This window comes from Pseudomonas sp. SED1 (assembly GCF_034044025.1).
Lineage (GTDB): Bacteria > Pseudomonadota > Gammaproteobacteria > Pseudomonadales > Pseudomonadaceae > Aquipseudomonas.
In genome coordinates this window covers 51,588-72,170 of record NZ_JAXCIS010000183.1, presented here as the reverse complement: position 1 = coordinate 72,170, position 20,583 = coordinate 51,588, and the positions used below count along the sequence as shown (strand labels likewise).

Here is a 20,583-nt window from a genome sequence, read left to right as displayed (position 1 = left end):
TGTCACTGCATTGCAACCTGCTGTGCCTATGATCGGTCGCCTGGTGGTGGTCGGTCTGGGATTGATCGGCGGCTCCTTCGCGAAGGGCCTGCGGGAAAGCGGGCTGTGTGGCGAAGTGGTCGGTGTGGACCTGGACCCGCAGTCGCGCAAGCTGGCGGTGGAGTTGGGCGTGGTGGACCGCTGTGAGGCGGACCTCGCCGTTGCCTGCCAGGGTGCGGATGTCATTCAGTTGGCGGTACCGATCCTGGCCATGGAGAAGTTGCTGACGCTGTTGGCCGGCATGGACCTTGGGCAGGCGATCCTGACCGATGTCGGCAGTGCCAAGGGCAATGTGGTGCGTGCGGCGCGGCTGGCCTTCGGTGGCATGCCTGCGCGCTTTGTGCCCGGGCATCCGATTGCCGGGTCAGAGCAGAGCGGCGTTGAGGCGTCCAATGCGCAGCTGTTCCGTCGCCATAAAGTGATTCTGACGCCGCTGGATGAAACCGATCCTGCGGCATTGGCCGTGGTGGATCGGCTCTGGCGCGAGCTGGGGGCGGATGTCGAGCATATGCAGGTCGAGCGCCACGATGAAGTGTTGGCGGCGACCAGTCACCTGCCACATTTGCTGGCGTTTGGGCTGGTGGATTCGCTTGCCAAGCGCAACGAGAACCTCGAGATTTTCCGTTACGCCGCCGGTGGTTTCCGCGACTTTACCCGGATCGCCGGTAGCGACCCGGTGATGTGGCACGACATATTCCTCGCCAACCGCGACGCAGTTTTGCGCACCCTGGATACGTTCCGCAGCGACCTCGACGCCTTGCGCGACGCGGTGGATGCAGGCGACGGGCATCAGTTGTTGGGCGTGTTCACCCGTGCGCGGGTGGCACGGGAGCATTTCAGCAAGATTCTGGCGCGCCGGGCTTATATGGATGCTGCCGCAAACGCTGATGACCTGGTGTTTCTCGCCAGTCCCGGTGGCCGCTTGAGCGGGCAGATTCGGATGCCTGGGGATAAGTCGATCTCCCATCGTTCGATCATGCTCGGCTCCCTGGCGGATGGCATTACCGAGGTAGAGGGTTTCCTGGAGGGTGAAGATGCCCTGGCGACTTTGCAGGCGTTTCGCGACATGGGTGTAGTGATTGAAGGCCCGCACCATGGGCGCGTCACCATTCACGGGGTTGGCCTGCATGGCTTGAAGCCGGCGCCAGGTCCGATCTATCTCGGTAACTCCGGCACTTCCATGCGGCTGTTGTCTGGCTTGCTGGCGGCCCAGAGCTTTGACAGTGTGTTGACCGGTGATGCCTCGCTGTCCAAGCGCCCGATGAGTCGCGTGGCCAAGCCATTGCGCGAAATGGGCGCGGTGATCGAGACCGGGCCGGAAGGGCGCCCACCTCTGACGATTCGCGGTGGGCAGGCACTTAAAGGTCTGACCTACGCATTGCCGATGGCCAGTGCTCAGGTTAAATCCTGCCTGTTGCTGGCCGGGTTGTATGCCGAGGGTAAAACCTCGATTACCGAGCCGGCGCCGACCCGTGACCATACCGAGCGGATGCTGCGTGGTTTTGGTTATCCGGTGGAGGTGGCGGGTGCTACGGCTTCGGTCGAGTCCGGTCACGCTCTGACTGCTACGCATATCGAAGTGCCCGGGGATATTTCCTCTTCGGCGTTCTTCCTGGTGGCGGCGTCGATTGCCGAAGGCTCCGAGCTGTTGCTTGAGCATGTGGGCATCAATCCGACCCGTACCGGAGTGATTGATATCCTGCGGCTGATGGGCGCGGATATCACCCTGGAAAACCAGCGGGAAGTGGGTGGCGAGCCTGTTGCTGATTTGCGTGTTCGCGCGGCGCCGTTGAAGGGGATCGAGATTCCCGAAGCGTTGGTTCCGCTGGCTATCGATGAGTTTCCGGTGCTGTTCGTGGCTGCGGCATGCGCCGAAGGCCGAACGGTATTGCGCGGGGCAGAGGAGTTGCGGGTCAAGGAGTCCGATCGGATTCAGGTCATGGCCGACGGTCTGCTCGCCCTGGGCGTGAAGTGTGAACCGACACCTGATGGGATTATCATCGACGGTGGCGTGATAGGCGGCGGCGAAGTGCATGCCCATGGCGACCACCGGATTGCCATGGCTTTCAGCGTGGCCTCCCTGCGAGCGGCTGCGCCGATTCGTATCCATGACTGTGCCAACGTGGCTACGTCTTTTCCGAATTTTCTTACACTGTGTGCCCAAGTCGGCATTCGTGTTGCCCAAGAGGCTCAATTGTGAATATCAAAGCACCGGTGATTACCATCGACGGGCCAAGTGGCTCGGGCAAAGGCACGATCGCCGGCATCCTGGCCAAGCGCCTGGGCTGGTGCCTGCTGGACTCCGGGGCGCTGTACCGCTTGCTGGCCTTCGCCGCACGCAACCATGGCGTCGACCTGACCAACGAAGAATCGCTGAAGCTGCTGGCTGCGCATCTTGACGTGCAGTTCGTCGGGGCGACGGAAGGTCATCCCCAGCGCATCATCCTGGAAGGGGACGATGTGACCGACGACCTGCGCAACGAGCAAGTCGGTTCCTGGGCTTCCCAGGTCGCCGCATTGCCGGCGGTGCGCGACGCTTTGCTGCAGCGCCAGCGGGCTTTCCAGGAACCGCCGGGTCTGGTGGCTGACGGCCGCGACATGGGCACGGTGGTGTTTCCCGAGGCGCCGCTGAAGATTTTCCTGACTGCCAGTGCCGAGGAGCGGGCCCGCCGCCGTTACTTGCAGTTGAAGGGCAAAGTCGATGGTGTTAGTCTGTCGAGTCTGCTAGATGAGATCCGTGCACGCGATGAGCGTGATACCCAGCGTGCGGTAGCCCCGCTCAAGCCGGCGGCTGACGCCATACAGCTGGATTCCACGGAGTTGTCCATCGAGCAGGTGCTGGAACGCATCTTGAGTGAAATCGCCATTCGCGATATCACCGGGTGACCAAGAAGGCCGCAGGGGACCAGTCATAGTCCTGTGGTGCTTCTTTTAATTGAAACTGACCCACACCGTCTGGGGTGTGGAGATGGGCGTATTCTTCGCCCTTATCAACAGGAATTAAAATGAGCGAAAGCTTTGCGGAACTCTTTGAAGAAAGCCTAAAAACCCTGAACCTTCAGGCAGGCTCCATCATCACCGGTGTTATCGTTGATATCGATTACCAAGCTCGCTGGGTAACCGTTCACGCTGGTCTGAAGTCTGAAGCTCTGATCCCGCTGGAACAGTTCTACAACGATGCTGGTGACCTGACTATCAATGTCGGTGACGAAGTTCACGTTGCTCTGGACTCGGTTGAAGACGGTTTCGGTGAAACCAAGCTGTCCCGTGAAAAAGCCAAGCGCGCTGAATGCTGGATTGTTCTCGAAGCAGCCTTCGCAGCTGAAGAAGTGGTCAAGGGCGTTATCAACGGTAAGGTTAAAGGCGGCTTCACTGTCGACGTTAACGGCATCCGTGCGTTCCTGCCAGGTTCTTTGGTCGACGTTCGTCCTGTGCGCGACACCACGCACCTGGAAGGCAAAGAACTCGAATTCAAGGTCATCAAGCTCGACCAGAAGCGCAACAACGTTGTCGTTTCCCGTCGCAGCGTCCTGGAAGCAGAGAACTCCGCCGAGCGTGAAGCTCTGCTGGAATCCCTGCAGGAAGGCCAACAAGTCAAAGGTATCGTCAAGAACCTCACCGATTACGGCGCATTCGTCGATCTGGGTGGCGTCGATGGCCTGCTGCACATTACCGACATGGCTTGGAAGCGTATCAAGCATCCATCGGAAATCGTCAACGTTGGCGACGAGATCGATGTCAAGGTTCTGAAGTACGATCGTGAGCGCAACCGTGTCTCCCTGGGCTTGAAGCAGCTGGGCGAAGATCCATGGGTCGCTATCAAGGCTCGTTACCCAGAAAGCACTCGCGTCACCGCGCGTGTTACCAACCTGACCGACTACGGCTGCTTCGCAGAGCTGGAAGAAGGCGTGGAAGGCCTGGTACACGTTTCCGAAATGGACTGGACCAACAAAAACATCCACCCTTCGAAAGTCGTACAAGTCGGCGACGAAGTGGAAGTTATGGTTCTGGACATCGACGAAGAGCGTCGTCGTATCTCCCTCGGCATCAAGCAGTGCAAATCTAACCCATGGGAAGATTTCTCTGGCCAGTTCAACAAGGGCGATAAAATCTCCGGCACCATCAAGTCGATCACCGATTTCGGTATCTTCATTGGTCTGGACGGCGGCATCGACGGCCTGGTTCACCTGTCCGACATCTCCTGGAACGAAGTTGGCGAAGAAGCTGTTCGTCGTTTCAAGAAGGGCGACGAACTGGACACCGTTATCCTGTCGGTTGACCCAGAGCGCGAGCGCATCTCCCTGGGTATCAAGCAACTGGAAAGCGATCCGTTCTCCGAGTACGTTCAAGAGAACGACAAAGGCGCAATCGTTAAAGGCATCGTGAAGGAAGTTGACGCTAAAGGCGCCATCATCACTCTGGCCGACGATATCGAAGCGACTCTGAAAGCCTCCGAAATCAGCCGTGACCGCGTTGAAGACGCGCGCAACGTTCTGAAAGAAGGCGAAGAAGTAGAAGCCAAGATCATCAGCGTTGACCGCAAGAGCCGCGTAATCCAGCTCTCCATCAAGTCGAAAGACGATGCTGAAGAGAAAGAAGCCATCCAGAGCCTGCGCGACAAGCCAGCTACCTCTGAGCCTTCTGCTGGTCCTACCACTCTGGGCGACCTGCTGCGTGCACAAATGGAAAAGCAGAACTAAGTTCTGTCAGACCATAGAAAAAGGGCGACTTCGGTCGCCCTTTTTTGTGCCTGGGATTTGGTGTTGTGTGCTGCGTCGCCTTGGCGTTCTGCGGCTGGAGCGCTGTCGTCACGCTGGCAGCACATTCGCGCTTGTAGGCTCTATCTGGCAGTGATCGCGCTGGAGTGGCTTCAGTGAGGCTGAGCGAGGGCTGGCTGCCGTGGGGTGCAATGCCTGCTCTCTTCGAGTTACACCCCAAGTCTTTGAATATAAGTCAATACATGGGCTGTTCAAATTCCTCCGGTCATGCTAAAACCTTCGAAGCGCTTTTCCTAGCTGCTTGAAAAAGAAGGGAAAAATATGACGAAGTCGGAGTTGATCGAACGAATTGTCACCCATCAAGGGCTGCTCTCATCCAAAGATGTGGAGCTGGCCATCAAGACCATGCTTGAACAGATGTCACAGTGCCTGGCTACCGGCGATCGGATTGAGATTCGTGGGTTTGGTAGCTTTTCGCTGCATTATCGGGCGCCTCGTGTGGGGCGTAACCCGAAGACTGGTCAGTCTGTCAGTCTCGACGGCAAATTTGTGCCTCACTTCAAGCCGGGCAAGGAATTGCGGGATCGGGTGAACGAAGACGAGGAAGAAGGCGTCTGAGTGTTTTTGGGGTAGGAGAAGGTTATGCGTGGGGTTAAGCGCGTTGCAGTTGTGCTGGCGGTGCTGATTGTTGCTTTGGTGGTGGTGGCATTTGTGCTGGAGAATCAACAGGGCGTGTCTCTCTCGTTCTTGGGGTTGGCTACTGGGCAAATGCCGGTGTCGGTTTTCGTCGTGCTGGCTTTGATCGTTGGGATGTTATTGGGGCCGTTGTTGAGGGTCTTGGTCCTTCGTCGGCGCTCTAAACCGGTCTCAGTCGTACGGGGCTGAGGTTTCGATTGCTGAGCGGGATTTATGACCGTTTGTCAGAAAATCTGTTTTTTATTCCTCTATCGTTTTGTGTTGATGTGGACGCGTTTTCGCTTGCAAGCCAGAGGTATCGTCCACTGTTAGCTTGTTTCTTTGAGCTTCCTTTCTTTCTCATGCTTCCAGAACGAGCTCTGCCAGGCTTACCCTTAAACGATCAGGATATCTCCTACAGACATGTCAAGACTTGTAATGTGTCAGAGAGATGGCAGAATGCAATCTGTTCTCGATAACGGGCATTTTGTGCGCTCACAATTCGGCAGAGACGCTGGGTTTTGGCGGTCATCCAATTACAATAAAAACGCACAATCTTGTCTGCATAACGAGCCCGCAGTTTCTCTTTGAAGGCAGGTTTTTGTTGTGAGTAGTAGTTTCCGCGCTCCGTCCCTCCCCGCCCCTATGTCCGATGAAGTAGACTTGGTGGCGATTGTCAAGGCCCTTTGGCAGCAACAAAGATTGTTGGCCGCATCTGTAATGGTTGGGCTGTTATTTGCAGGTATTGGTATTTTCATATCGACCCCTGAGTATCAAGTTAGCAGTGTTCTTCGGCCCGCCGCGCTTAATGAGCTAGATGCATTAAACCGTTCAGAAATATATAGCCTTCCTCCCACTGAGGCCTTGAGCAAATTAGGTGCTTCGCTGGAATCTTACGAGACGCGTTTGGAGTTCTTTCGTTCAAATCAGAAGCTTTTTGAGGCATTTGTAAGACCGGGTCGTACACTAGAGCAAAGCTTTGAGGCGTTTAATCATGACTCAGTTAGTATCATTCTTCCCGACCACAATAAGTCGGATTCGTTGAGTGCGTATGTAAAAATTCAGCTTAATTATCCGCAGGGCGTTGATGGCGTTTCTATTCTTAATGGGTTCGTTGATTATGCAGTGGTCAAAGAGCGTGCTTTGATAGGTTCAGATTTAAATGTTATTGTAAGTAACAGATTAAACGAACTCAAGGGCAAGTTGGCGGCGGCGCGAGCAGCATATGAAACTGAAAAAGAGGCAAAAATAGTTTCGTTGTTGGAGGCGGATAGCTTATCGCGTGCGAGGTTGGACGATGAACTACGCGCATTGCGTACGCAGTTGAAGACCGAGCGTGGTGATCGGGTTTCTCAACTGAATGAGGCCATTTCCATAGCACGAAAATTGGGAATAAGAAAACCGTCGACACCTTCATCAATGTCGGAATCTGAGCCTTATGGCGCGAATAGCATTATGCGCACGGAGGTTAATAGTCAGCAAAATCCAATGTATTTTTTGGGGGTGGATGCATTGGAGGCGGAGCGAAATGCTTTGCTGCAGCGTAAATCTGATGATTTTGCGACGAATCGAATCGCCCAAATTGCGAAAGAGCTTGCGCTGTTGAAGAGCAATCGAGAGGTCGAGGTGCTGAAAAAGCGCGAAAATGAGGATCTGTTTCTTAGTGGCGTTCAGCCAATACGTGCTGAAATCGCACGGTTGAAGAGCCTGAATCTCGATATGAGTAGCTTAAAGCTTGTGACTGTTGATAAGCAGGCCCTCGAACCGTTGAGCCCCATCAAGCCGCAAAAAACGTTGATTGTGGTGCTCGGTATGGTCTTTGGCCTAATGGCAGGGGTGGGTATCGCGCTGACGCGTCATTTTTTTAAGCCGCGAGGATAGAGTTCTCTAGGGTGGGGGCGCCCTTTGGTGTGCGTGCCTTAACACAACGGGTATGACGTTTATATAGTGTTTTTCTTGGTTGTGGTCTTTTTTGATAAGGTGTGGTAATTAAAGCTGTCTTTATTCGCTTGTCACAGGTTTGTGCGGCAGAACACGTTTAGCGTGCTTTCTTTTTTTGTGAATTCATAAGGCTCGAATGGGTCGAAATGGAATTAGAACGCTTTTTAGCTCCAGGGTGTGATCGATGAGTTTGATAAAATGGATAGATTTTCAAATACTAGGAGACAGCCGCGGTAGCCTAGTCTCGATTGAGCAGGGGGAAGTCATTCCTTTCGACATCAAGCGTGTCTACTACATCTATCGCACAGGTGAAGGTGTTAGTAGAGGGTTTCATGCCCATTACACTCTGAAGCAAGTTGCAATTTGCGTAGCCGGTAGTTGTCGTATGGTGCTGGACAATGGCACCACACGCGAGGAGGTAGTCCTCGACTGTCCCACTAAAGGAATTTTGATTGAAGGGATGACGTGGCGTGAAATGCACGAGTTCAGTGAAAATTGTGTACTATTAGTATTGGCAAGCGAACACTATGATGAATCGGACTACATTAGAAACTACGACGCTTTTATAGATGTCGCTAAGAGTAGGTGATAATTTGTTAAGTCTAGTGGATTATACCGAAGATTTTTTAGTGTTGAGTGGTGTCTGGTTGCGCGACCCAGAGATAAAAACATTAACGCAGACGCCTGACTTTACTGATGAGCAACAGCTCGAGTTTTTCTTAGGCTTAGCTGACAGGTCTGACTACCTCATTTATGGCGTGCTTTATAATGGGGAAAGGATAGGTGCGGCAGGCCTGAAAAATATCTCCGGCAGGAGTGCCGAGTACTGGGGGTACATCGGTGTCAAAGAGCTCTGGGGGAAGAAGCTAGGTCAGGAGATGGTTAATGGTATTCTGCAAATCGCCGGTCGACGAGGGCTAGAGAACGTTAACTTGAAAGTCTCCATAGAAAATATGCGTGCAATAAAATTGTATACGCGATTAGGGTTTGATGTAATCAATAGTTCGGATGGCTTACATTGCATGCAGATAAAAGTAGGTGGCGGTCAAAATGTTTGAAATAAAACGATATGACTCGGCCCTTGTAAGCGATTGGAACTTCGTTGTTGAAAACTCAAAAAATGGGAATTTTCTTCATCTGACAAACTACTTTAAATATCACGAAGATCGATTTCATGATGCGTCTTTGATTGTTTATAAAAAAAATAAACCTGTTGCTGTGTTTCCGTCTAATAAGGTTGATGGAGTTGTTTATAGTCATTCTGGGCTTAGTTATGCCGGTTTGATATATGGTAAAGAATTGAGCTGTAAGAGCGTTTTAGATATTTTTGAAAGCATCATCGAACATTATCGTGTGTCCAGTGTTGTAAAAATTATCTATAAGTGCATTCCTGACGTGTTCAGTCGTTATCCTTCGGGAGAGGATCTCTATGCACTTTTTCGTCATAATGCAACGCTGATTCGTCGAGACGTTTCCTCGGTAATTGAATTGTCGGCCGTTCCAAAGTTATCCGATTCAAGGAAGTGCGTTATTAGGAAAGCCGAAAAAAATGACGTCACATTTTGTTCTGGTGTGGATGTTGAAGCATTTTATGGTTTATTAACCTCCGTCTTGGCGAAGTTTTCTGTTGTGCCTGTTCATACGCTAGCGGAGCTTAATACCTTAATTGATCGCTTTCCGAGTAATATCAAAGTTTTCGGTGCTGTTAAGGATGGTGAACTGCTGTCTGGTGCTCTAGTTTATGATTTTGGGCATATTGTTCATACTCAGTACTTGGGGGCAAGCGACGAAGGGCGAAAAGTCGGGGCCTTGGATTTCGTCTTAAATGAATTAGTCAGTAAAGTTTACAGCAATAAGAAATATTTTAGCTTTGGGATTTCTACTGAAAACGGCGGCCGTTATTTAAACGAAGGCTTGATAGCTCAGAAAGAAGGATTTGGTGCTCGAGCTGTTGTTCACGACTTTTATGAGATCAAAATTTAATGATTAGCTTTCTGGACCTGAAAAAACTGAACGCGTCCATCGGACAAGAACTAGCCGACGCTTGTAAACGTGTTATTGACTCCGGTTGGTATATTGCGGGCAAAGAGCTATCGAATTTTGAAACATCGTTTTCTGAGTATTGCGGCGTCAAGCATACTGTCGGCGTGGCCAATGGGTTAGATGCCTTAATCCTAACATTTCGAGCTTGGAAAGAGCTTGGCAAGCTCAATGATGGGGATGAGGTTATTGTCCCTGCAAACACCTATATTGCCAGTGTCTTGGCTATTACAGAGAACAAGCTAACGCCTGTTTTTGTTGAGCCTGACGGCCATACTTATAACCTCTGTCCAGTAGGCGTTGAACAAGCTATTACGCCTAAAACAAAAGCCATACTGGCGGTGCATCTATACGGCCAATTAGCCGATATGGAGCAGCTCTCGAGAATTGCTACACGGCACAATTTAATATTACTCGAAGATTCTGCCCAATCTCATGGTGCCGCCTTGTATGGGAAACGTGCCGGGAACTGGGGAGATGCGTCAGGTTTCAGTTTCTATCCAGGTAAAAATCTCGGCGCGCTTGGTGACGCGGGGGCTATAACAACTAATGACGACGAGTTGGCTCAGGTGCTTCGAGCATTGCGCAATTACGGATCGCATGAGAAATACAAAAATTTGTATAAAGGCGTCAATAGCCGTTTAGATGAAATTCAAGCAGCCATGCTGAGCGTTAAGCTGAAATATCTAGATGCGCAGACTTTCCGACGTAGAAAAGTCGCACAGATTTATATGAGCAACCTTAAAAATGAGCAATTGGTATTGCCCCTCCCACACGGTGTCAATCCTGTAGACTTAGAAAGTCACGTTTGGCATTTGTTTGTAGTGCGCTGCAAGCGCAGAGATGAACTGCAAAAGCATTTGTATGAACGCGGTGTGCAAACCCTTATTCACTATCCAATTGCGCCGCATAAGCAGGGCGCTTATCCCGAGTTCAATGATTACTCTTTCCCACTCACAGAGTCCATTCATGATGAGATTTTGAGCTTGCCCATGAGCCCGGATCTCACGGATGAAGAGGCGTTAGCCGTTGTCGCGGCATGCAATAGCTTTTCAGAAAATGGTTAGTCTATATGACGCTCGTTAAAACTAGCCTTTTGAATGGCATTGCGGTACTCGTAAAAATGATTACCTTGCTGGGTCTTAATAAGATCCTGGCATTATATGTCGGACCGTCGGGTTATGCGGCGATGGGGCAGTTTCAAAACGCCGTTCAGATGATTACCACTTTCGCCAGTGGTGCTATTAATACGGGCGTTACTAAATACACGGCTGAGCATTTCGATTCGCCCGAGAAGCAGCGGACACTTTGGAGGACGGCAGGAACGCTTTCCCTGGGCGCTTCGATTTTTACAAGTATGCTAATTGTTATATTTAATGAGCAGTTGGCTGAGTTTTTTTTGAATGATAAAAAATACGGTGGAGTCTTTCTGTGGTTTGGAGCGACATTAACGTTTTTTACACTTAACGCGCTTCTACTTGCAGTTTTAAATGGCAAAAAAGAGGTCTCGCGTTATGTTATTGCTAATATTGTTGGGAGCTGTTTTGCCTTAGTGGTTACAGCGTTTATGGCGATGATGAAGGGCTTATACGGTGCCCTTGTGGCGTTGGCTATTTATCAATCGTTGAGTTTCATTATTACTCTTTTTATCTCCTATCGAGCATCCTGGTTTAAATACTCCTATTTCTTTGGTGCGATTGACCGAAAGGTAGCGATGAACCTTGCCAAATTCAGTGCGATGGCATTGGTGTCCGCGCTGTGTGTGCCGATCAGTCATGTGATGGTTCGTACTTACTTGACTAGTGAGTTTGGTCAAGTGAGCGCAGGTTATTGGGAAGCCATGTTTAGATTCAGCTCTGCCTACTTGATTGTATTAACGTCAACGTTGAGTGTTTATTTGCTACCGAGGCTCTCCGAGCTGAAATCCCTGCGGGAGGTAAGTTTTGAAGTTAGATATGTGTATAAGTTTGTACTTCCTGCCGTAGTTGTAATGGGAGTGTGTATATATTTTTTGAGAGGGTTAATTGTATCACTTCTGTTTTCCAGCGAATTTTCTCCTATGGAGAATTTGTTTTTTTGGCAGTTGGTAGGTGATTTCATGAAAGTAGGGAGTTGGGTGCTGGGCTATGTGATGATTAGCCGTGCGCAATTTAAGGGTTTCGTCGGGTGTGAGATTGTTTTTTCGTTTAGCTTTGTTTTATTGACTGCGTTGCTGGGCAGCTATTATGGGTTGATGGGGGTCGTACTGGCACATGCGTTAAATTATTTTGTCTACTGGCTAGTTGTAAGTATCTTAGTTTTTAAGCGGAATTGGTTTGTGCAGAGGTCAGCGAATGTCAGCGAAAGTTAGTGTCATGGTTCCAGTTTATAATGCCGAGCGTTATATAAGAGAGTGTCTTGATTCTTTATTTAGTCAGGACTACGAAGATTTTGAGGTGGTTGTCTCTGATGATGCCTCCAGTGATGGTACGCAACAAATACTCCAAGAGTACGCAGATAAGTACAGTAATATGATTCTTTTTCTAAATCAAAAGAATTTAGGTATTACTGATAACTGTGATCAAATATTCAAAGCGTGCTCTGGAGACTATATCGCTTTATTTGCTGGTGATGATGTTATGCTGCCTGGGAAGTTAAGGTTTCAGGTTGAGTATATGCAGCAACACCAAGACATATCCATGACCTATCATTCCGTCGAAATATTTAACTCTGATAACGGTGTGATCATTGGTGTTACCAACTTGGTGTCAAGTGATGAGACGAATAACTCGGCGGATATTATAAAAAAAATGGGCATTGCAGGGCCTATGAGTATTATGGCTCGTACATCCGCTGTGCCAAAAGATATTTACAAAACCAAAGTAAAATACATCAGTGACTGGCTGTTCCAGATTGAAGCTTCAATGGCGGGTCGAGTTGTCTTGCTGCCGGGAGTATGGTGTAGATATAGAAAGTACGGTACGAATAATGGAAAAGACCTCTCTCGATACATTCATGAATTTGAAGAGGTTATTAATTACGTTAAAGGGAAGTATAGTCAAAATGCTGAGTTGGTTGAAGCTTGTGAGCAAGGGCTTTCTCGATTTTTGGCGGGTGAAGCATTTCGAAATATTCAAGCAGGTGACGTTAAACTTGCGCGCATTAATCTGCGACGTGCGATTCAATTAGATAAAAAAATTATCTATATTGTAGCCTATATAGTGTCTTTTGTGCCTTTTATTTCCCGCTTTGTAAAGGGGGTAAAACACTCGTTGAAAAAAGTTTTAAATAAGTTGGGCTGGTTATGAAAGCATCTCTTATAATAAATCGCAAGGATCTTATTTTCAGATGTGCATATCTGGTATTTGTACTCTATATGTTTCATATGGTCAGGGGTGTATTTTCAGTTTACCCACTTCTCGTGCTCTGTCTCTGCTTGTTTGTCTCGGGGTGGGCGCTGGTCAGAAGTTCCACCAGTCAAGTAGATATTAATGGACTATTGCTTGTCGGCTGTTTGGTGGTGTACTCGTTGTTAGTAATTCCTGTTATATCATTTATTAGATATCCTGAAGAATTGACCGCCACCGCGATGGCGAGGTTTGTTTTTATATTGCCGGTGCTGTTGTTGGCGCTGGGGTTTTCTGATGTTCAGCAACTTCGAAAGATTTTGAAGTTTTACGTGTTTTTTTTACTTTTATGCAGTTTTTCTGTGTTTTATCAAATTAAATTTGGCGCAGTTTCCTGGTTTGCGGAGGCATCCTACCGGGACGGTTTAGTACGCTATTCATCATTGGCAGGCAGCTTGACGATTTTAGGCGTCGCAGGTGGGTTGGCGCTACCATTTGCATATTTTTTGATTGACAATAAGATTGTAAAATATACAGTTTTAGTTTTTATCGCGATTGGAATGTTAGTGTCTCTGCAGAAAGCTGCAGTGATTAATCTTGTCATCTTTTCAGCTTTGGTATTTTGGTCGTTATTGCGCAGGGGAAAGATAGGTCTTGTCCTGTTGTTAGTCAGTGGGATCGCGTCATTCGTCGCGCTTTTATATTACTTTGATGTTAGCTATGCGGTCTCTGTGGTTAATAACGTTTTTAGGGTTGGGGCAACAGACGAAGTTCATTCAGATTATTCTATATCTGAAAGTATTGTCTCCAGACTCTGGGGGCTGCCCTCCGTTGTCTTGGACTTTCATGGACCTTTCTCATTAATTTTTGGGGTGGGTCTTGCGGGAGGGGCTGGTGTATTTGGCAATGAGGAATTTCCAATGTCACACAATGCCTTTCTCGACTACCTGTTTATTGGTGGTGTGCCTTACCTTCTGATTTCAATAATCGCAATTGGCTACGCAATTAGAGGTTGTATTGCCTGTATCCGGTGCGACTACTCCAACCAGGCTGTCCATCGGTCCTGTCTCTGGTTTTTCGTGCTTTTTTTAGCTAATATGCCGTTTGCATCCGGGATGCAGTTTCAGCCGGTTCTGGGTGGTGCGTTCTATGCCATTTTAGGTTGGTACTTAGCCGTTCCCAAAAAAATGATGGTTCGTAGAATTAAAAAATGATATCGGAGGTTTTGTGTTTTCAGGTAAGAAACTATTAATTAGCGGCGGCACTGGCTCGTTTGGAAACGCCGTGCTAAAGCGTTTTTTAGATACCGATATTGCTGAAATTCGCATTTTCAGTCGCGATGAGAAAAAGCAAGATGATATGCGTAAGCGTTACAATAGCGCGAAGCTTAAGTTTTATATCGGCGACGTGCGCGACTATCAGAGTGTGTTGAACGCCACTCGGGGAGTAGACTATATTTTTCACGCGGCGGCGCTTAAACAAGTGCCGTCGTGCGAGTTTCATCCGATGGAGGCTGTTAAAACCAACGTTGTTGGTACTGACAACGTACTTGAGGCCGCGATCCAAAACGAAGTAAAGCGAGTCGTATGCCTCAGTACTGACAAGGCTGTTTACCCTATTAACGCAATGGGTATATCCAAGGCTATGATGGAAAAAGTCATGGTGGCTAAGTCACGAAACGTAGACGAAAGCAAAACTGTCATTTGTGGTACTCGATATGGCAACGTGATGGCGTCCCGAGGGTCTGTTATTCCGTTGTTTATCGAGCAAATTCGAGCTGGCAAAGCGTTATCTATTACTGATCCGAACATGACTCGGTTCATGATGACGCTAGGTGATGCTGTCGATCTTGTTCTCTATGCATTTCAGCACGGCAACAATGGTGATCTTTTCGTGCAGAAGGCACCCGCAGCCACAGTGGCGACATTGGCTAAAGCGCTGACAGTAATGATGGGGCTTCCTGAGCATCCTATTCAGGTCATAGGTACCCGTCATGGTGAAAAACTATATGAAGCGCTTCTGAGTCGTGAAGAGATGGCTTGCGCGGAGGACCGTGGGGATTATTTCCGCGTACCGCCTGATTTGCGTGATTTAAACTACAGCAAATTTGTTGAGGAGGGCGAGGAAAGGATTTCCACGATGGAGGACTACAACTCTCATAATACAGAGCGGCTAGACGTTGAAGGAATGCAAGAATTGCTGCTGAGGCTTGAGTTCATGCGTGCAATCCAGCGTGGCGAATTTGTCACCCCTGAGGAGTAAGTCATGAGGGTACTCATCACAGGCGTGCAGGGTTTCGTAGGCAAGAATCTTAACGCGCACTTGCAGGAGCGTCAGGATGTTGAGGTCTTGCAGTTTTCGCGTGAGGACAGCATTTCGACGCTGAAAGAGATGCTTTTCCAGGCCGATTTTGTATTTCATTTGGCCGGTGTCAATCGTCCGAAAAACCCTGACGAGTTTAAAACCGGTAACACGGATCTCACACGTGCGGTGTGTGACGGTATCATCGCTAGTGGTAGGAAAATTCCGGTACTTTATACGTCGTCCAGTCAGGCAGAGCTGGATAACGTCTATGGTGTCAGTAAGCTGGCTGCTGAACACGCGCTGGTTGAGTTAGAGACAGAGCACGGTGTCCCCGTGAATATTTTCCGTTTGCCAAATGTGTTTGGTAAGTGGGCTCGCCCTAATTACAACTCGGCAGTTGCGACGTTCTGTAACAATATTGCCCGTTATCAGCCGATTCAGATTAATAATCCAGATACGGCTATCACGTTGGTGTATATCGACGACGTTATCTCTTATTTTATTGCAGTGATGGACGGCAAGCTGTCTGGAAAACCTTTCGTAGAGGTAAAGCCCACTTATGAAATAACGGTGGCTTCGCTTGCTGCACAACTAGTAGCGTTTCGGGATAGCCGTGAGACGCTAATCACAGAAGCGGTTGGCACCGGGCTCGTTCGCGCCCTCTATTCTACTTATCTCAGTTATGTGCCGCCCGAGCGTTTTACCTATGATATTCCCAAGTATGAGGACTCACGCGGTGTCTTCGTGGAAATGCTCAAGACCCCAGACGCTGGGCAGTTTTCCTATTTTACTGCGCACCCTGGGATCACGCGGGGTGGTCATTATCATCACTCAAAAACCGAAAAGTTTTTGGTGATCAAAGGTCAAGCGTGTTTCCGATTCCGGCATATCGTATCGGGGGAATTTTACGAGTTGTTCACGACGGGGGAAAAAGCTGAAATCGTGGAAACTGTGCCGGGATGGACCCACGATATTACTAACGTTGGGCGTGACGAAATGATTGTCATGTTGTGGGCTAACGAAATCTTTGATCGTGAGCACCCTGATACTTATGCACTGCCCGTGGGCACTGAAGCCTAAATGCACGTTCCAGTTGAGACAGTCATGAAAAAAATGAAAGTTGTAACGGTAGTGGGCACTCGGCCCGAGATTATTCGTCTGTCGCGAGTCATTGATTCGCTCGACAGGCATTGTGACCATGTGTTGGTCCATACCGGGCAAAACTATGACTATGAACTCAACGAAATTTTTTTTCAGGATTTGGGCATCCGTAAACCGGATTACTTTCTTAACGCAGCGGGCGTAAGCGGTGCGCAGACTATCGGCAATGTGATTATTGCTGTTGATGGAGTATTGGCGGAAGTGCAGCCGGAGGCGTTGCTTGTTCTAGGTGATACCAACAGTTGTATGGCGGTCATTCCGGCCAAGCGCCGCAAGATCCCTACGTTTCACATGGAAGCAGGCAATCGTTGCTTTGATATGCGGGTACCGGAAGAGATTAATCGACGAATCGTTGACCATACCGCCGATATCAATCTAACTTACAGCACTATCGCGCGCGATTACCTGTTAAGGGAAGGGTTGTCGCCAGACATGGTGATCAAGACTGGGAGCCCGATGTTCGAGGTACTCACTCACTATCGTTCGGGCATCGATGCCTCGGATGTCTTAGAGCGTCTGGGTCTGCAGTACGGCAAATTTTTTGTCTTCAGTGCGCACCGCGAAGAAAATATCGACTCAGATAAAAACTTCCTCAAACTGGTAGACGTGCTGAATACTGTTGCTGCTCACTTCGGGCTTCCCGTCATCGTATCGACTCATCCCAGGACACAGAAGCGGGTGGACACGATGGGCGTTTCTTTCCACAAAAATGTACAACTGCTCAAGCCACTGGGTTTCAAGGATTACAACAAGTTGCAACTTTCCGCCAAGGCGGTGTTGTCGGACAGCGGGACGATCAATGAAGAGTCTTCCATCCTAAACTTCCCAGCCTTGAATATTCGCGAAGCGCATGAGCGCCCGGAGGGTATGGAAGAAGCAGCGGTCATGATGGTCGGGCTGGAGGTTGAACGTGTCCTTCAGGGTCTAAATATTCTGGAAAGTCAGGGGGCGGGAGACAATCGAACCCTGCGCCTCGTTGAGGATTACAGCATGCCGAACGTGGCGGAGAAAGTTACTAGGATTATCCATAGCTATACGGATTACGTGAATCGGATTGTCTGGAAACGCTACTGACGAGTTATTTCAATGCCTGATAAAAAGCTGAACATTCTGGTAGTGACACAGTATTTTTGGCCAGAAAACATGCGCATCAATGATCTCGTTCGGGACTTGTCCGAGAAAGGGCATGCTGTCACTGTCTTGACCGGGCTTCCTAACTATCCGGAAGGCAGTGTCTTCGAGCGTTACCGTGCGCAGCCAGATAGTTTTATGGAGTATTCAGGTGCGAAAATTGTTCGTGTCCCGTTGATCACCCGTGGCAAACGGAGCATCAGCTTGATATTGAACTATCTATCTTTTTTTGCCGCAGCTTCAACCATGGGAGTATGGAAGTTGCGGGGTAAAAAGTTTGATGCGGTTTTTGTTTACGCAGTATCGCCCATCATGGCGGCAATACCGGCCTTGGTGATTGGGCGATTGAAAAAAGCGCCTGTGTTCATCTGGGTTCTGGATTTATGGCCTGAAACTCTTCGGGCCGTTGGTGTGTTGCGTCACCCTGGGCTGCTGGCGATTGTAGGGAAGATGGTCTCCTGGATTTATAACCGAGCGGACTATCTTCTGCTGCAATCCCACGGTTTTCTTGAAAACGTGAAGGGTTATTGCACCAAGGCAATTGCTCCCGAGCGTTTGGTTTATTTCCCTAGTTGGGCCGAGGATGATTTTTCCGGAGCAGAGCCTTCGCCTTCGCTTCTACTCGCGCGTGACGACGCGGTGTTTACTGTTTTGTTTGCGGGCAACCTAGGCGAGGCTCAGGACCTTCCCACGGTTATCGAGGCGGCGCAAGAATTATCCGATAAAGTCTCTGTACGTTGGGTGATTGTGGGTGATGGCCGCATGAGCGACTGGCTTGCAGGTCAGGTGAGAGCTCGACAATTGGACAACGTCCTGTTACTGGGGCGCCACCCCTTGGAAGAAATGCCAGCATTATTCGCGTGTGCCGATGCACTACTAGTTTCTCTGAAGACGAACGACGTATTCGAGAAAACCATTCCCGGAAAGGTCCAGGCCTATTTGGCTTCTGGTAAGCCGATACTGGGCATGATCAATGGTGAGGCCGCACGTGTTATTGACGAGTCCGGTGCGGGCTTGTCGTGTCCATCGGGCGATGCCACTGCACTCGCGCGCATAACGCTTGAATTAGTGGGCACGAGCGCAGATCAACGCACGCGTATGGGCGATTTCGGCCGTAAGTACTATCTGGATAATTATTCAAAGCCAGCATTGTTGGCTCGTCTGGAACAGTTATTTCGCGATGCAACGTTACGTAAAGGACGCCTGTAATGCCGCAATCTGTTTTTTTAACCGGCGCAACCGGTTTTGTTGGCAGCGCCGTGATGCGCCGTTTGGTCGCTGACGGGATCAACGTAAAAGCGGCTGTTCGCAGCGGATCTGATCAAGTTGAGAGCAGCGTGCATGTCGTTCGTTTTGAATCTTTTGAAGCGGCTGACTGGCGCGAACATCTCGTTGGGGTCGACTCAGTGGTGCATTGTGCTGCTCGCGTACACGTGATGAACGATACTGAAACCGATCCGTTGGCGGCGTTTCGCAAAGTGAATGTCGAGGGTACGCTGCACCTAGCGCGGCAAGCCGCGGAAGCTGGCGTTCGACGTTTTGTTTTCATCAGTTCCATCAAAGTAAATGGTGAGGGCACCCAGCCAGGTAAGCCATATACTGCAGATGACCCTGCTGACCCACGCGACCCTTATGGTGTTTCCAAGATGGAAGCAGAGCAGCGTTTGAGGGAGCTGGCCAACCATATGCCAATCGAGGTCGTTATTATTCGGCCGGTATTGGTTTACGGTCCAGGCGTGAAAGCCAACTTCCTGAACATGATGCGCTGGCTGGACAAAGGTATCCCTCTACCCTTTGGCTCTATACACAACACACGCAGCCTGGTTGCGCTGGACAATCTGGTTGACCTGATCCTCATCTCGCGTGTTCATCCTCAAGCAGCTAACCAGACATTTTTGGTCAGCGACGGTGAAGATCTATCGACTACTCAACTTTTACGCCGTATGGCCAAGGCGCTGGGTAAATCGGCGCGGCTTTTGCCAATTCCCAGTTGGATACTTAGCTGCGCCGCCAATGTGCTTGGTAAGCGTTCTTTGTCGCAACGGTTATGTGGTTCGTTGTCTGTGGATATAGATAAAACCCGCTCTTTATTGCAATGGACTCCACCAGTATCCGTGGATAGCGCACTGGAGCGGGCTGCAAAACATTATATGGAATGTGAAAAATAATGACTTATTGGTGGTTGATCGTCGTCGTGGCTCTGCTGTCCTTTGCATTGACTGCGGGATTACGACGTTATGCATTGGCACGCAGCATTATTGATATTCCAAACGCTCGTAGCTCTCACTCGGTGCCTACTCCTCGGGGGGGGGGCGTTGCCATTGTGCTCGCGTTCTTGTTCGCGCTGCCTTTTTTGGGTTGGATGCACGTTGTTGCCTTTGATGTATTGATTGCAGTGGGCGGTGCTGGTGCGTTGATCGCGATCATAGGCTTCATGGACGATCACGGTCACATCGCTGCACGGTGGCGTTTACTAGGGCACTTTGTTGCGTCTGCCTGGGCACTGTTTTGGTTGGGGGGGCTGCCACCTGTAGTGATTTTCGGCATGACCATAAATTCTGGTTTGGCGGGCGGTGTCTTTGCCGCTTTTTATCTGGTATGGATGCTCAATCTGTACAACTTCATGGACGGCATTGATGGCATTGCCAGCGTGGAGGCCATCTGTGTAAGCCTTGGTGCATGCCTGATTTATTGGCTATGTGGCTACGAGGACTTAGTCTGGCTACCTCTCATATTGGCAACGGCAGCCGTAGGGTTTCTTTGCTGGAACTTCCCTCCTGCTCGTATCTTTATGGGCGATGCGGGTAGCGGTTTTCTGGGAATGGTACTCGGCGCGATCTCTATCCAAGCTGCTTGGGCATCCACGCAGTTGCTGTGGGTTTGGTTGATCCTGCTCGGCGTCTTCATTGTGGATGCGACGTTCACCCTCATTCGCAGGCTCATACGGGGTGATAAAGTATACGAAGCGCATCGCAGCCATGCTTATCAGTTTGCATCCCGGCAGTTCGGCAAGCATTTGCCCGTGACTCTGGGGGTAGCGATGCTCAACCTGTTTTGGTTGCTTCCTTTGGCGTTATGCGTGATGTTGCTGGGATTGGACGGGGCAACGGGACTAACTGTTGCCTACGTACCGCTGGTCATCCTGGCGTTCAAGTATCATGCGGGCGCATTGGAAAAAGTAGACACAGCGAGTCCCGGTAACAACTGATGAAGAGTCATGCAGCACGCGTCGAGAGATGTAGTGGAAA

Annotated in this window: 19 protein-coding genes; all 19 read left to right on the top strand. The window is 49.7% G+C overall.

The window, feature by feature from the left end:
* The first annotated feature begins 28 nt into the window (after positions 1 to 28).
* The 19 genes from SNL23_RS23895 (at position 29) to SNL23_RS23805 (ending at position 20,543) form a co-directional block, all read left to right on the top strand.
* A complete protein-coding gene (locus SNL23_RS23895) occupies positions 29 to 2,239 on the top strand; it encodes a bifunctional prephenate dehydrogenase/3-phosphoshikimate 1-carboxyvinyltransferase (RefSeq protein ID WP_318303789.1) in 2,211 nt (736 codons plus the stop codon).
* Positions 2,236 to 2,925, top strand: coding sequence for a (d)CMP kinase (gene cmk, locus SNL23_RS23890; protein ID WP_028619473.1), 690 nt, complete (start codon positions 2,236 to 2,238; stop codon positions 2,923 to 2,925). The genes SNL23_RS23895 and cmk overlap by 4 nt, the downstream gene beginning before the upstream one ends.
* A 119-nt stretch (positions 2,926 to 3,044) precedes the next feature.
* A complete protein-coding gene (gene rpsA, locus SNL23_RS23885; RefSeq protein WP_003218806.1) occupies positions 3,045 to 4,739 on the top strand; it encodes a 30S ribosomal protein S1 in 1,695 nt (564 codons plus the stop codon).
* 339 nt (positions 4,740 to 5,078) lie between these two features.
* A complete protein-coding gene (ihfB, locus tag SNL23_RS23880) occupies positions 5,079 to 5,375 on the top strand; it encodes an integration host factor subunit beta (protein ID WP_003218804.1) in 297 nt (98 codons plus the stop codon).
* A gap of 24 nt (positions 5,376 to 5,399) precedes the next feature.
* Entirely contained in the window at positions 5,400 to 5,642 is a 243-nt protein-coding gene (locus SNL23_RS23875) for a LapA family protein (RefSeq protein ID WP_318303782.1), read from the top strand.
* A gap of 396 nt (positions 5,643 to 6,038) precedes the next feature.
* Positions 6,039 to 7,313 carry a Wzz/FepE/Etk N-terminal domain-containing protein gene (locus SNL23_RS23870; RefSeq protein ID WP_318303781.1) on the top strand — a complete coding sequence of 425 codons (1,275 nt, stop codon included), beginning with the start codon at positions 6,039 to 6,041 and terminating at the stop codon, positions 7,311 to 7,313.
* A gap of 244 nt (positions 7,314 to 7,557) precedes the next feature.
* Entirely contained in the window at positions 7,558 to 7,962 is a 405-nt protein-coding gene (locus SNL23_RS23865) for a sugar 3,4-ketoisomerase (RefSeq protein WP_318303780.1), read from the top strand.
* A gap of 16 nt (positions 7,963 to 7,978) precedes the next feature.
* Positions 7,979 to 8,431, top strand: a complete 453-nt coding sequence (locus tag SNL23_RS23860) for a GNAT family N-acetyltransferase (protein WP_318303779.1) — start codon at positions 7,979 to 7,981, stop codon at positions 8,429 to 8,431.
* Positions 8,424 to 9,356, top strand: a complete 933-nt coding sequence (locus tag SNL23_RS23855; protein WP_318303778.1) for a GNAT family N-acetyltransferase — start codon at positions 8,424 to 8,426, stop codon at positions 9,354 to 9,356. Before SNL23_RS23860 ends, SNL23_RS23855 begins: the two co-directional genes overlap by 8 nt.
* Entirely contained in the window at positions 9,356 to 10,480 is a 1,125-nt protein-coding gene (locus tag SNL23_RS23850) for a DegT/DnrJ/EryC1/StrS family aminotransferase (protein WP_318303777.1), read from the top strand. The genes SNL23_RS23855 and SNL23_RS23850 overlap by 1 nt, the downstream gene beginning before the upstream one ends.
* A gap of 5 nt (positions 10,481 to 10,485) precedes the next feature.
* Positions 10,486 to 11,763 (top strand): O-antigen translocase, encoded by a 1,278-nt coding sequence (locus tag SNL23_RS23845; protein WP_318303776.1) that lies wholly within the window; start codon positions 10,486 to 10,488, stop codon positions 11,761 to 11,763.
* Positions 11,747 to 12,700: a glycosyltransferase gene (locus SNL23_RS23840; RefSeq protein ID WP_318303775.1), complete on the top strand. Its 954-nt coding sequence runs from the start codon at positions 11,747 to 11,749 to the stop codon at positions 12,698 to 12,700. Before SNL23_RS23845 ends, SNL23_RS23840 begins: the two co-directional genes overlap by 17 nt.
* Positions 12,697 to 13,953 (top strand): hypothetical protein, encoded by a 1,257-nt coding sequence (locus SNL23_RS23835; RefSeq protein ID WP_318303774.1) that lies wholly within the window; start codon positions 12,697 to 12,699, stop codon positions 13,951 to 13,953. Before SNL23_RS23840 ends, SNL23_RS23835 begins: the two co-directional genes overlap by 4 nt.
* A 13-nt stretch (positions 13,954 to 13,966) precedes the next feature.
* Positions 13,967 to 15,001: a polysaccharide biosynthesis protein gene (locus SNL23_RS23830; protein WP_318303772.1), complete on the top strand. Its 1,035-nt coding sequence runs from the start codon at positions 13,967 to 13,969 to the stop codon at positions 14,999 to 15,001.
* A gap of 3 nt (positions 15,002 to 15,004) precedes the next feature.
* Positions 15,005 to 16,123: a UDP-2-acetamido-2,6-beta-L-arabino-hexul-4-ose reductase gene (gene wbjC / locus SNL23_RS23825; protein WP_318303771.1), complete on the top strand. Its 1,119-nt coding sequence runs from the start codon at positions 15,005 to 15,007 to the stop codon at positions 16,121 to 16,123.
* Between the two features lie 24 nt (positions 16,124 to 16,147).
* Positions 16,148 to 17,278 (top strand): non-hydrolyzing UDP-N-acetylglucosamine 2-epimerase, encoded by a 1,131-nt coding sequence (wecB, locus tag SNL23_RS23820; protein ID WP_318303770.1) that lies wholly within the window; start codon positions 16,148 to 16,150, stop codon positions 17,276 to 17,278.
* A gap of 12 nt (positions 17,279 to 17,290) precedes the next feature.
* Positions 17,291 to 18,544, top strand: a complete 1,254-nt coding sequence (locus SNL23_RS23815) for a glycosyltransferase family 4 protein (RefSeq protein WP_318303767.1) — start codon at positions 17,291 to 17,293, stop codon at positions 18,542 to 18,544.
* Complete coding sequence (locus SNL23_RS23810; RefSeq protein WP_318303766.1) at positions 18,544 to 19,503, top strand: UDP-glucose 4-epimerase family protein; 960 nt, start codon at positions 18,544 to 18,546, stop codon at positions 19,501 to 19,503. Before SNL23_RS23815 ends, SNL23_RS23810 begins: the two co-directional genes overlap by 1 nt.
* Positions 19,503 to 20,543 carry an MraY family glycosyltransferase gene (locus SNL23_RS23805; protein ID WP_318303765.1) on the top strand — a complete coding sequence of 347 codons (1,041 nt, stop codon included), beginning with the start codon at positions 19,503 to 19,505 and terminating at the stop codon, positions 20,541 to 20,543. The genes SNL23_RS23810 and SNL23_RS23805 overlap by 1 nt, the downstream gene beginning before the upstream one ends.
* The last annotated feature ends 40 nt before the right edge of the window (positions 20,544 to 20,583 follow it).

Excerpts from the sequence above, each read along its gene's own strand:
- ihfB (WP_003218804.1), top strand. The coding sequence starts at position 5,079 with ATGACGAAGTCGGAGTTGATCGAACGAATTGTCACCCATCAAGGGCTG.
- SNL23_RS23835 (WP_318303774.1), top strand. The coding sequence starts at position 12,697 with ATGAAAGCATCTCTTATAATAAATCGCAAGGATCTTATTTTCAGATGT.
- SNL23_RS23865 (WP_318303780.1), top strand. The coding sequence starts at position 7,558 with ATGAGTTTGATAAAATGGATAGATTTTCAAATACTAGGAGACAGCCGC.
- SNL23_RS23895 (WP_318303789.1), top strand. The coding sequence starts at position 29 with ATGATCGGTCGCCTGGTGGTGGTCGGTCTGGGATTGATCGGCGGCTCC.
- rpsA (WP_003218806.1), top strand. The coding sequence starts at position 3,045 with ATGAGCGAAAGCTTTGCGGAACTCTTTGAAGAAAGCCTAAAAACCCTG.
- wbjC (WP_318303771.1), top strand. The coding sequence starts at position 15,005 with ATGAGGGTACTCATCACAGGCGTGCAGGGTTTCGTAGGCAAGAATCTT.
- SNL23_RS23875 (WP_318303782.1), top strand. The coding sequence starts at position 5,400 with ATGCGTGGGGTTAAGCGCGTTGCAGTTGTGCTGGCGGTGCTGATTGTT.
- SNL23_RS23850 (WP_318303777.1), top strand. The coding sequence starts at position 9,356 with ATGATTAGCTTTCTGGACCTGAAAAAACTGAACGCGTCCATCGGACAA.
- SNL23_RS23810 (WP_318303766.1), top strand. The coding sequence starts at position 18,544 with ATGCCGCAATCTGTTTTTTTAACCGGCGCAACCGGTTTTGTTGGCAGC.
- SNL23_RS23840 (WP_318303775.1), top strand. The coding sequence starts at position 11,747 with ATGTCAGCGAAAGTTAGTGTCATGGTTCCAGTTTATAATGCCGAGCGT.
- SNL23_RS23815 (WP_318303767.1), top strand. The coding sequence starts at position 17,291 with ATGCCTGATAAAAAGCTGAACATTCTGGTAGTGACACAGTATTTTTGG.
- wecB (WP_318303770.1), top strand. The coding sequence starts at position 16,148 with ATGAAAAAAATGAAAGTTGTAACGGTAGTGGGCACTCGGCCCGAGATT.
- SNL23_RS23845 (WP_318303776.1), top strand. The coding sequence starts at position 10,486 with ATGACGCTCGTTAAAACTAGCCTTTTGAATGGCATTGCGGTACTCGTA.
- SNL23_RS23805 (WP_318303765.1), top strand. The coding sequence starts at position 19,503 with ATGACTTATTGGTGGTTGATCGTCGTCGTGGCTCTGCTGTCCTTTGCA.
- SNL23_RS23855 (WP_318303778.1), top strand. The coding sequence starts at position 8,424 with ATGTTTGAAATAAAACGATATGACTCGGCCCTTGTAAGCGATTGGAAC.